The sequence below is a fragment of the Vibrio sp. 10N.222.47.A9 genome, assembly GCF_963872585.1.
Classification (GTDB): Bacteria; Pseudomonadota; Gammaproteobacteria; order Enterobacterales; family Vibrionaceae; genus Vibrio; species Vibrio splendidus.
Genome location: NZ_CAWNBB010000056.1, coordinates 115,768 through 128,475, shown reverse-complemented (window position 1 = coordinate 128,475; position 12,708 = coordinate 115,768). Strand labels below are relative to the sequence as shown.

Genomic DNA, 12,708 nt, shown 5'->3' with positions numbered 1-12,708 from the left:
TGAAAGCTCGGAGTTTTTTTGTTTGTCTAGCCAATTAAGTTGGAGTTGGATAAGTCAGTTAAGTTGTATTAGTTGACAACGTTGGCAAACCGATCAGGTTGAAAGAAAACTTAATTGGCCAGTGATAAATAGCTTCTCGATGCCAAGTCAGTGGCTCAGGGCTAAATCTGGACACTGATACACACAAAGACCGGGCATGTACTTAGCCACTATGCTCAATGAAATGTGCAGGAGTCGTATACGAGACTCGCATGTGTCGCTTTGTTAGAAGAGTAGGGCGCAACACCTGTTTCCTAAAAACTGATATGACTTACTTTTCCGTGAACAGCCTAATCACTGGCTGAGTAAGGGAGTAGTGAACTATACATAGATAAAGGCGTAGCTTGTTCTTACTAATCGTATGACATTTAACGTATGTTATTTCATCAATAGACGGTTTTTAAAGTGGCAAATAGTTCCTGTAAGTACAAAGCGTGCCCCATATTTTCTCGTAAAGTGAACCCCCGTCACAACTTGCGTCTAACCATCAAATCAATGCCCTAAAACTATTGCGTAACGAGAAAGACGTCGTTATTATAATGAGTATATAATCATACAATACTATATTTGGAGTTTGAACATGACTAAACCTGTAATCGGTTTCATTGGCCTAGGTCTTATGGGCGGCAACATGGTTGAAAACCTACAAAAGCGCGGCTACCACGTAAACGTAATGGATCTAAGCGCTGAAGCTGTTGCTCGCGTAACAGATCGCGGCAACGCAACTGCATTCACTTCTGCTAAAGAACTAGCTGCTGCAAGTGACATCGTTCAGTTTTGTCTGACAACTTCTGCTGTTGTTGAAAAAATCGTTTACGGCGAAGACGGCGTTCTAGCGGGCATCCAAGAAGGCGCAGTACTAGTAGACTTCGGTACTTCTATCCCTGCTTCTACTAAGAAAATCGGCGCAGCTCTTGCTGAAAAAGGCGCGGGCATGATCGACGCACCTCTAGGTCGTACTCCTGCACACGCTAAAGATGGTCTTCTGAACATCATGGCTGCTGGCGACATGGAAACTTTCAACAAAGTTAAACCTGTTCTTGAAGAGCAAGGCGAAAACGTATTCCACCTAGGTGCTCTAGGTTCTGGTCACGTGACTAAGCTTGTAAACAACTTCATGGGTATGACGACTGTTGCGACTATGTCTCAAGCTTTCGCTGTTGCTCAACGCGCTGGTGTTGATGGCCAACAACTGTTTGACATCATGTCTGCAGGTCCATCTAACTCTCCGTTCATGCAATTCTGTAAGTTCTACGCGGTAGACGGCGAAGAGAAGCTAGGTTTCTCTGTTGCTAACGCAAACAAAGACCTTGGTTACTTCCTTGCTCTTTGTGAAGAGCTAGGTACTGAGTCTCTAATCGCTCAAGGTACTGCAACAAGCCTACAAGCTGCTGTAGATGCTGGCATGGGTAACAACGACGTACCAGTAATCTTCGACTACTTCGCTAAACTAGAGAAGTAATCGACGTACGACCTCGCTAGGGTATTGCCTGTCTTTTAGATGGCGATACCTGAGCGAGGTTCGTTTTTATCTGCCATATCCAACTTTTGTTCCCTCGTTAAAATCTTCTACTTCTACTTCTACTTCTACTTCTACTTCTACTTCTACTTCAATTTCCTCAGCTACACCTAATCAAAACTCTGTTTAACTCTGTTACTGCCTCAATTCCTATTTTTTCTATATCTATTTCTAAAGGTAAATTCAAAGCTTTCTAGCACCCACTCGTTCAGTCACTTTTCCTCGCAATCTTAAACCAGTGCACTTAACTGATTGTTGGTGATGGCCTAACACCGCTCGTATATCGGGTCTGAAAAGAAAGTAAAAAAAAGCCCACACAGCTGGTGACTGTATGGGCATGTTCGGACGAGCCGTCTGGACAAACAAATGAGCAATAGTAAGTGAAAAAACGAATAACGAGATCCCCCGACAGTTTCTACGTTAAACGCGTTCAATGACCTTAAAGCGGCTGCTTCAATTATCACTTTGAATTGAACAAAAGCATCCAGAAAGAACTTAAGTTATGATTCAAATACACCATAACTTAAGGCTAATTGTATTACAAATAAATTTTAAGTTTGAATGCCTTTAGTGAATGGTTAGTTGGTAGAAGTGTGAGTTAAGACTCATTTTTTCACTCAGCTGGGTGAGGTAAATAAGAAGAGTTTTCGAAAAGATGTTATCGGAGAAATGATGAGCTAGTTATCTAAAAATCTATCTATTTGAATGTGTTATGCGTAAATGTTTAACTTCGAACAAAATCCAAACTCATAAATGATACCTATGTCACAGGGCGGTTTTAGCCAGTTTTAATATATCAAGATCGCTCACAGAATGCCTGGTAAATTAAACATACAATATTAATTAAATTGATGGTTGTGACGATGGATCGGCATGAACAAGTTTCGCTTTCCGTATCTTCGAAAATGTAAAAAATGACCATTTCATTCGGATGAAAATAATAGACATAGGTTGATATGGATGATGAGTTTTATGAATTCAAAATTGTCTCTAGGGTTTAAAGGAAAATTGATTTTAATGGTAGCGATCGTCAGTTCTAGTGCTTTGGCATTTACGAACTGGTTTACGCTTAACTTGGCCGCTGAACAGGTAAACCAAACGATTTATAACGAGATTGATCACTCGCTTACGATAGAAATCAATCATATAGAAAGTACCGTTCAGCGTACCATCGATACCGTTAACTCTGTTGCACAAGAGTTTACGAAATCCCCATATCAAGTGCCGAATGAAGCACTCATGCATTATGCGGCTAAGCTTGGTGGCATTGACAAGATTGTGGTGGGTTTTGACGACGGCCGTTCTTATACCTCTCGCCCTTCAGAGTCTTTCCCTAACGGTGTTGGAATAAAAGAAAAGTATAATCCAACCACTCGACCTTGGTATCAACAAGCGAAATTGAAATCAGGCTTATCTTTTAGTGACCTGTTTTTCACTAAGAGTACTCAAGTGCCTATGATTGGTGTGACGTACTCATACCAAGATCGTGTCATCATGGCCGATATACGCTTTGACGATTTGGAAACGCAGCTTGAACAGCTGGACAGCATCTACGAAGCCAAAGGCATTATCATCGACGAAAAGGGGATGGTGGTCGCTTCAACAATCGAAAACGTGCTTCCGCAAACCAATATATCTTCTGCAGACACTCAAATGAAACTCAACAGTGCCATTGAACAGCCTGATCAATTCATTGAGGGTGTGATTGATGGTAACCAGAGAATCTTGATGGCCAAGAAAGTGGATATTGGCAGCCAGAAAGAGTGGTTCATGATCTCCAGTATTGACCCTGAACTCGCGCTCAATCAGCTGAATGGCGTGATGTCGAGTGCGCGCATCCTTATCGTCGCTTGTGTACTTGGCTCGGTGATATTGATGATTTTACTTCTGAATCGCTTCTACCGCCCAATAGTGTCACTGCGCAAAATCGTCCACGATCTATCACAAGGTAACGGAGACCTTACTCAAAGGCTTGCTGAGAAGGGGAATGACGACTTAGGGCATATCGCCAAAGACATCAACTTGTTCATTATCGGCTTACAAGAGATGGTTAAGGATGTGAAATACAAGAACTCGGATCTCGATACCAAGGTACTGAGTATTCGCGAAGGTTGTAAAGAAACCAGCGATGTACTGAAAGTTCATACTGATGAAACGGTTCAAGTGGTCTCTGCGATTAACGGCTTGTCTGAAGCATCAAACGAAGTAGAGAAGAGTTCTCAGTCGGCGGCAGAAGCAGCAAGAGAGGCGGCTGTATTCAGTGATGAGACGAAACAAATTAACACAGTGACGGAAACCTATATCAGTGATCTTGAGAAGCAAGTCTGCACCACCTCTGATGATATTCGCTCAATGGCCAATGAAACGCAGAGCATCCAGTCTATCGTGTCTGTGATTGGCGGAATTGCGGAACAAACTAATTTGTTGGCATTGAATGCGTCAATTGAAGCGGCGAGAGCGGGTGAGCATGGTCGAGGTTTCGCGGTGGTTGCTGATGAAGTCCGTGCGCTAGCCAACCGAACGCAAATCAGTACCTCTGAAATTGATGAAGCGTTATCTGGTTTGCAGTCTAAATCAGATGGTTTGGTTAAATCTATTGAGTTGACCAAAAGTAACTGTGAACTGACTCGCGCTCAAGTGGTTCAAGCGGTAAATATGTTAGCGAAGCTAACGGAACAGATGGAAACGGTGAGTCGTTTTAACAATGACATTTCGGGTTCGTCTGTTGAGCAAAACGCCCTTATTCAAAGCATCGCTAAGAACATGCATAAGATTGAAAGCTTTGTTGAGGAGCTTAATAAGCTAAGCCAAGATCAGCTGATTGAATCAGCAGAAATCAAAACACTTAACGGCAGCGTTAGTGACTTGATGAGCAGCTTTAAGGTTTAACTTTTCTAATATTTATATTTAAAAATCAACATACTAAGTTTAGTTGTTGATCTGAGAGCCACTCAATAACTTGCGAGTTTAGAGTGGCCTTTCTGCGTTTTTCTTGAGTCTAACTTTACGCAATACTCATTCATTCCACTTCATTTGCCGCATCTCACATTCTGATAAATAGATAATTGACATAAAATAGTACAAATATACATTGTCACTCTATTCTTATGGATAAGTGAGATAAATGTGAATAAGCCAATCTTTGTCGTCGTACTCGCTTCGCTTACGTATGGCTGCGGTGGAAGCAGTTCCGGTGACTCAAGTGACCCTTCTGATACCAATAACCCAGGAGCATCTTATGGTGTTGTTGCTCCCTATGATATTGCCAAGTATCAAAACATCCTTTCCAGCTCAGATCTTCAGGTGTCTGATCCTAATGGAGAGGAGGGCAATAAAACCTCTGAAGTCAAAGATGGTAACTTCGATGGTTATGTCAGTGATTATTTTTATGCTGACGAAGAGACGGAAAATCTGATCTTCAAAATGGCGAACTACAAGATGCGCTCTGAAGTTCGTGAAGGAGAAAACTTCGATATCAATGAAGCAGGCGTAAGACGCAGTCTACATGCGGAAATAAGCCTACCTGATATTGAGCATGTAATGGCGAGTTCTCCCGCAGATCACGATGAAGTGACCGTGCTACAGATCCACAATAAAGGTACAGACGAGAGTGGCACGGGTTATATCCCTCATCCGCTATTGCGTGTGGTTTGGGAGCAAGAACGAGATGGCCTCACAGGTCACTACTGGGCAGTCATGAAAAATAATGCCATTGACTGTAGCAGTGCCGCTGACTCTTCGGATTGTTATGCCACTTCATATAATCGCTACGATTTGGGAGAGGCGGATCTCGATAACTTCACCAAGTTTGATCTTTCTGTTTATGAAAATACCCTTTCGATCAAAGTGAACGATGAAGTTAAAGTCGACGAAGACATCACCTACTGGCAGCACCTACTGAGTTACTTTAAAGCGGGTATCTACAATCAATTTGAAAATGGTGAAGCCACGGCTCACTTTCAGGCACTGCGATACACCACCACACAGGTCAACGGCTCAAACGATTGGGATATTAATGATTGGAAGTTGACGATTCCTGCGAGTAAAGACACTTGGTATGGAAGTGGGGGTGACAGTGCGGCTGAACTAGAACCTGAGCGCTGCGAATCGAGCAAAGACCTTCTCGCCAACGACAGTGATGTCTACGACAGCGATATTGGTCTTTCTTATTTCAATACCGATGAAGGGAGAGTGCACTTTAGAGCGGATATGGGATATGGCACCTCTACCGAAAATTCTAGCTATATTCGCTCTGAGCTCAGGGAGTTGTATCAAAGCAGTGTTCAACCGGATTGTAGCACCAGCGATGAAGATACAAGTTGGTATTTGGACGACACTAGAACGAACGCTACCAGTCACGAGTTAACCGCAAGCTTACGAATTGAAGACTACCCGAACATTAATAACCAAGACCCGAAAGTGGTGCTTGGGCAAATACACGGTTGGAAGATCAATCAAGCATTGGTGAAGTTGTTATGGGAAGGCGAGAGTAAGCCAGTAAGAGTGATACTGAACTCTGATTTTGAGCGCAACAACCAAGACTGTAACCATTGTGACCCGTTCAGTGTCGAGTTAGGTACTTATTCGGCAAGTGAAGAGTGGCGATATACGATTCGAGCCAATCAAGACGGTATCTACTTAGCGACTCATGATTTAGATGGAACTAATACAGTCTCTCACCTGATCCCGTGGGGAAAGGATTACCCAGATAAAAATGGGGACACGGTTTCGTTAACATCAGATTGGACATCGACAGACATCGCTTTCTATTTCAAAGCAGGCATCTATCCACAGTTTAAGCCGGACAGCGACTACATCGGCGAGGTGTTTGATGTGAGCTTTAGTTCTCTTAGAGCTGAACATTATTGAATTAGCTAACGTTTGAGTAACAACAATGACTGCTTTAAAGACCATATTGATTCCTAACAATGTGGTCTTTTTTTGTTTTTGGACACTTACAGTGATGTGTTTTGAAGGACAAATGTTCTGCTCGAATCATGCAAATACACACGATTACAGCTCGCTTGTTCTGCCCTTGCTAGCTCATTTCGCATTCCAAATTCTTATATATTGTCTTTTATCAATAGGAAATGTGATCCAGTTAAAGTATGGAAAAATCGGAAAGTGTTCCTAGTCTCATTTATCCAACGAAGTGTTTTATTTGTATTATAAGATTACGTAATATTTTCGTGTTATCGCAAATACTGATAGGTGAATCGCCTTATAGCTCGTGTTTGCTGATTTAGCTTTCACTTACGAACGCTGTCTTTGTATTATAATAATGGATTAAATATGAAACAAATTACTCTAAAAACTTTACTCGCTTCTTCTATTCTACTTGCGGTTGGTTGTGCGAGCACGAGCACGCCTACTGCTGATTTTCCAAATAACAAAGAAACTGGTGAAGCGCTTCTGACGCCAGTTGCTGTTTCCGCTAGTAGCCATGATGGTAACGGACCTGATCGTCTCGTTGACCAAGACCTAACTACACGTTGGTCATCTGCGGGTGACGGCGAGTGGGCAACGCTAGACTATGGTTCAGTACAGGAGTTTGACGCGGTTCAGGCATCTTTCAGTAAAGGTAATCAGCGCCAATCTAAATTTGATATCCAAGTGAGTGTTGATGGCGAAAGCTGGACAACGGTACTAGAAAACCAACTAAGCTCAGGTAAAGCGATCGGCCTAGAGCGTTTCCAATTTGAACCAGCAGTGCAAGCACGCTACGTAAGATACGTTGGTCACGGTAACACCAAAAACGGTTGGAACAGTGTGACGGGGTTAGCGGCGGTTAACTGTAGCATCAACGCATGTCCTGCTAGCCATATCATCACTTCAGACGTGGTAGCAGCAGAAGCCGTGATTATTGCTGAAATGAAAGCGGCAGAAAAAGCACGTAAAGATGCGCGCAAAGATCTACGCTCTGGTAACTTCGGTGTAGCAGCGGTTTACCCTTGTGAGACGACCGTTGAATGTGACACTCGCAGTGCACTTCCAGTTCCGACAGGCCTGCCAGCGACACCTGTTGTTGGTAACGCACCGAGCGAAAACTTTGACATGACGCATTGGTACCTATCTCAACCATTTGACCATGACAAAAACGGCAAGCCTGATGATGTGTCTGAGTGGAACCTTGCAAACGGTTACCAACACCCTGAAATCTTCTACACAGCTGATGACGGCGGCCTGGTGTTCAAAGCTTACGTGAAAGGTGTACGTACATCTAAAAATACTAAGTACGCACGTACAGAGCTTCGTGAAATGATGCGTCGTGGTGATCAGTCTATTAGCACTAAAGGTGTTAATAAGAATAACTGGGTATTCTCAAGCGCTCCTGAATCTGACTTAGAGTCGGCGGCGGGTATTGACGGCGTTCTAGAAGCAACGTTGAAAATCGACCATGCAACAACGACGGGTAATGCGAACGAAGTAGGTCGCTTTATCATTGGTCAGATTCACGATCAAAACGATGAGCCGATTCGTCTGTACTACCGTAAACTGCCAAACCAAGCAACGGGCGCAGTTTACTTTGCACATGAAAGCCAAGACGCAACTAAAGAGGACTTCTACCCTCTAGTGGGCGATATGACGGCTGAAGTAGGTGAAGATGGTATCGCGCTTGGCGAAGTGTTCAGCTACCGTATTGACGTTAAAGGCAACACGATGACTGTAACGCTAATGCGTGAAGGCAAAGACGATGTTGTACAAGTGGTTGATATGAGCAACAGTGGCTACGATGCAGGCGGCAAGTACATGTACTTCAAGGCCGGTGTTTACAACCAAAACATCAGCGGCGACCTAGATGATTACTCACAAGCGACTTTCTACCAGCTAGACGTATCGCACGATCAATACCAAAAGTAATCTAACCGAATAACACTTAATATTAAAGGTATTGCAATAGCCTCCAGCCTTAGGGTTTGGAGGCTTTTTTGCCTCCTGTTGGTTGGGCTTAAGCGTATGATTTAATTGAGTAGGAGAGGGGTAGTTATCAGTTGCACAGAGTTTAAGACATTATCATTAAGCTCATTCAGTATTCACTTTAGTCATTATCAGTCACCATTAACCTCAGTCATGATTAATCTCAGCTGATAACAGGTCATATTGGCTCTCATTCAAAGCTAAACAATGCCAATATTATTTTGGAATCGCCATAGCTAGAAAACTTCGACCTCGTTCTCAAGGTATGTACTAATGCGACGTCTACACATGAACGTATTGTTGTGCCTGGTCTACTAATAAGCGTTAGCTCGGCTGATTACTCCCGTTTTGTTCTTGAAACCGTCACTTTTGGGTTGTTTAGCAAGACTCTTAGCAACAGCCATAAATCGTGCTCTAACTCTTGCATAAATAGAAGGGCGGTTAGCCATCACTTTATTAGCGCCAATGCTTAATGAAATACTCAGGCGGGCTCAAGTCGATGATCAAACGCATCTAGTGCTCAAGGGGATACGCTTGAGGGTTAGTTGCTTGCAGGCCGTAAATACCTTGATTGTATGCTACGGTGATGCTGAATAATAATTTGTGGGTTGAGTACAGAGCTGAGGGGTTTTGTTTATCTATGATAGATACAGGGCTTTTGAGAGGGCTAAATAAGTTAGAGAGGCAAGGGGGCATTCGTTACTAGCAGCATCGGTGCTTATTCAACGCTGAAGCAAAGTTCCGCTGAGTCAGAGAGCTTAACTGAATCGCCAGTCTGCTTTTTATTCTTGAGCTAACAATAAAAAATCCCTATCAAATTACGTTGATAGGGATTTGTTTTATCTAGCAATCAAGTCAAACAGACTTTCTAGTGAGAACTAGAATAGGTCTGAATCTAGGTTGTCGAAGTAGGTGTATGTCCCTTTTGAACCATTGTCACCAGTGTATAGCGCAATAGCGGTCGGGGAACCACCTGCACTTTCAGCTTTTAACCCAGTGTAGTCTGTTCCATCAACATTGACGGTAATGTCTGTATCTACCCATGAAATGGTCACATCTACCCATGTGTCTTTTGAGTATGAAGCAAGGTCAACTTGGCTGCCTGTTTCGTTGCGGAATTTAATCATACTAGATGTAAATACAACTTCAGTGAAGCGACCACTAGATGATGCATCGTTATTAGAACCTAAGAAAATGTATGATGCTTTTACATAGCCATCGCTAGGGATGTATACAGATGTAGAAACAGAGCCAGTTTCTGCTGCGCCATTAGTAAAGTCGCGGCCAACGATAGCTTTGTTATTATCAGTGGTTGAGTCCGCACCATCTTCAATTCGTAAAGAGTTAGAACCCGACTTGGCAAAGTCACTACTGATCACTGCTGTATTTAAAACCCCATCAACACCTTTTGTCTGGTACGCAGGGTTAGCCACATCGACCTGCGTACCTACAGTATAAGAATCGAAGTTGTCTGTTACTTCGCCGGGCTCTGGATCTGGATCTGGTTCAGGTTCTGGCTCAGTACTGCCACCGTCAACAATAACAGTCGCTTCCGCTGTGTTGTTGTTGTACGGATTACCTGATAGCGCTTGGCCATTCGGGTAATTGTTAAAGTTATCTTCAAACACTAGCTCATCAGTCGTTGTGTCATTCGAATAAACTTTAAAGTTGTCAGCGTTCAATTCGTAATGTGTGGTGTTGGAAGTATCGCCAAGCTTTAATGACACGATAGTAACTGCAGCTTTGTCGAAAGCCTCAAATCCGTTGCCGCTATTGTCGTATACGGTGTCATTGACCTTGAATGTGTAATAACCGTTAGCCCAGTTGATTTCAACCGCGAGGTCTTCACCTAAAGTGTAAGTGCCTACAGGCTCATCAGGAATTTGAGGTTTACCGCTACTATCGGTAACCGTGGAACGGTAGAAAATTTCTCCAGAGTTAAAAATGACTTCGCCGTGCAGATTCGTATTAGATGTACCTGAAGCGTAGAGACTAATATAAGCGTTGTTACCTGAGCCGTTTTCTGGCTGTGCCGTGTCTTCATCGACTTGGTAGATTAAATCAATGGTCACTTTTCCTGATGCAATAGTGTCTACCGTTGCACCTGTGCTGCTGTCAGACAGTTTTAAACGCAACTCACCAACATCATTTTTTACGCCGCCATTGTTGGTATCTAAAATTTGAACATAGCCATTGATGCCGTTTGCTTCATTCGCTTGGCTGATTGCGTCTTGTACACTCCCGGTTTCTGTCTGATCTGAACCTGAATATGCAATACCAGTTGAGTTATCTGAAATGGTGAGATCGCCTGAATCATCAAAGGTAAACGCACCATCTAAAATTTCAAGAGTTGACGAGCCAGTTTCATAGTAAGTAAAAGAAACAGTGCCAGCTTCATCATCATAATTATTGGTAGAAGCACTTGCATCTTTAATGGTGTATGTACCTAAGTCATCGTCGTCGTCATAGTATTTATGATTACCGTCTTCTTGGAAAACATACACGTTTGGTAGATCTGCGTTAGATGACGCGGATATTGAAGCGGAGTTACCATCACTAATTTGCCAGTAACCCGTTGTTAGTACTGATTCTTGGCTGCCTGCACCTGAATCCGTCGGAATAGGTAAACCATCACTGTTACAACCGAATAATAAACCTGTCGAAAGAGCGACAGCTGTAGCGACTTTAGAAATCTGCATAAAATATTCTCTTTATGATATTAAATCTATATGTAAATCACATAAGAAATAGATAATGAATAGTCGTTAAATATTTATTAGGATGAAGCTAATTCTGATTAGAACATCCTATTATTTAAAATAAAGTAATTAAAATATGCCCAAATAAATTACAAGAGGAGAGGGCTATTTTATATTCTGACTATTTTATTATTAGAATGAGTAAGCAATACCAACACGGTATTTAGCTTCACGATCTTTTGAAGATGAACTGATATCAGAAGACCAGATTTCAGCAAAAGGTTTCCAAGAACCGAACTTGTAGTTTACTTTTAAGCCAGCATCCCATTCCCAGTCATCACTATTATAAAGAAGTACGTTATCCAAAGATTTTACATAGTTTGCTTCGTAAGAAAGGCCAAGCTTAGGTAGAGATTCAATTTTGTAAGAACCCGTCAGTGTAACTTTAGACTTTTGAGCTGATTCTAAACGCTCGCCAGTTTCAGAATCTTTGTCACCAAATTGTGTGTGGTTGCGGAAATCAGCATATTCATGACGGTAACGAATTGCGGTCGTTAAACCCATGTCTGCTTTATAGCCAACGCGGAACTGAGGTTTAAACGTAACCTTCTTCATCTTCCAGTCGCCATCGTTAGCATTAGGCTCATCCCAATCCCAAGCAATAGGCATACCCATTTGTAGATACCAATTATTGTCTATTTTGTATGTCGCAGTGTTATCGATCTCCATACCATAGATGTACCAATTGCCATCGTAAAAACTCTGGCTGTTTGCTGATTTAACAGAACCTGAATCTTCATCATAGTAAGAGTCATCACCGTGGAACTTAAGTTCTAGACCAGTAGAGTGCTTCCACTTGTCTGACAGCTTAAAGCTTTCACCTAGCTTAACTCGGTGTTGATGGCGAGCGTCTACGTGAGCCGTATCACCATTAGTCTTTGTATAATCCGTCGCAGCACGATACTCGTAACGATAATCAAGAGATGCACCAGCAGCTGTGCCCGCTAAAAGAGTACATGCAACAGCTGCAGCAATTTTTGTAACAGAATTCATACCTTTGTCTCACTATTATTTTTTTATTTTGGATACATCCAATGTACCCCTGACTCACAAACCAATACCTTATATGGTATTAAATTAATGTATGACAAATATGGTATTTATTCCTAGGGTAGATTTCTGTGAGATCTATCAAAAGTTCCGACTAATGGCCTATTTATATAGCTAAATGTTATGAATATCTCAATTTAAGGCTTACCAATCAAATCAATCATGACTCAGTTCTCATATTAACAAACCTTGTAAGCTCAGTTGGTTGTATGTGTTAAAATAATACAAATATAGGAATATTCCCACACTTTTATATCGATGTTCTAGTTGTTGTGGTTTAAACATAACGGGGCATGTTGAGGGATATAGATATAAACCACCGCCAAATGTTTGGTAAAAGTTAAAAGATGGCGAAATGTAAATTCTATTTATTGGTTGGTTTATTTAAGTCGAAGAGAAAATATTTAGTACTAATTCGTGTTC

At 42.1% G+C, this 12,708-nt stretch carries 6 protein-coding genes; 4 read left to right on the top strand and 2 right to left on the bottom strand.

The genetic code is table 11. The features are described from left to right. The first annotated feature begins 619 nt into the window (after window positions 1-619). The 4 genes from AACT19_RS18685 to AACT19_RS18670 all read left to right on the top strand — a co-directional run bounded on the left by AACT19_RS18685 (window position 620) and on the right by AACT19_RS18670 (window position 8,419). Complete coding sequence (locus AACT19_RS18685; RefSeq protein ID WP_076648062.1) at window positions 620-1,501, top strand: NAD(P)-dependent oxidoreductase; 882 nt, start codon at window positions 620-622, stop codon at window positions 1,499-1,501. Between the two features lie 1,074 nt (window positions 1,502-2,575). Next, window positions 2,576-4,447 carry a methyl-accepting chemotaxis protein gene (locus tag AACT19_RS18680; protein WP_076648059.1) on the top strand — a complete coding sequence of 624 codons (1,872 nt, stop codon included), beginning with the start codon at window positions 2,576-2,578 and terminating at the stop codon, window positions 4,445-4,447. A 237-nt stretch (window positions 4,448-4,684) separates the two neighbouring features. Further along, window positions 4,685-6,427: a polysaccharide lyase family 7 protein gene (locus tag AACT19_RS18675; RefSeq protein WP_076648056.1), complete on the top strand. Its 1,743-nt coding sequence runs from the start codon at window positions 4,685-4,687 to the stop codon at window positions 6,425-6,427. Between the two features lie 423 nt (window positions 6,428-6,850). Next, entirely contained in the window at window positions 6,851-8,419 is a 1,569-nt protein-coding gene (locus AACT19_RS18670) for a polysaccharide lyase family 7 protein (RefSeq protein WP_076648053.1), read from the top strand. 935 nt (window positions 8,420-9,354) lie between these two features. Here AACT19_RS18670 and AACT19_RS18665 read toward each other — a convergent pair. Together AACT19_RS18665 and AACT19_RS18660 are read right to left on the bottom strand one after the other, a co-directional pair. Then, window positions 9,355-11,175 carry a hypothetical protein gene (locus AACT19_RS18665; RefSeq protein WP_076648050.1) on the bottom strand — a complete coding sequence of 607 codons (1,821 nt, stop codon included), beginning with the start codon at window positions 11,173-11,175 and terminating at the stop codon, window positions 9,355-9,357. A 192-nt stretch (window positions 11,176-11,367) separates the two neighbouring features. Then, window positions 11,368-12,228: an oligogalacturonate-specific porin KdgM family protein gene (locus AACT19_RS18660; RefSeq protein ID WP_004733526.1), complete on the bottom strand. Its 861-nt coding sequence runs from the start codon at window positions 12,226-12,228 to the stop codon at window positions 11,368-11,370. Between the last annotated feature and the right edge of the window lie 480 nt (window positions 12,229-12,708).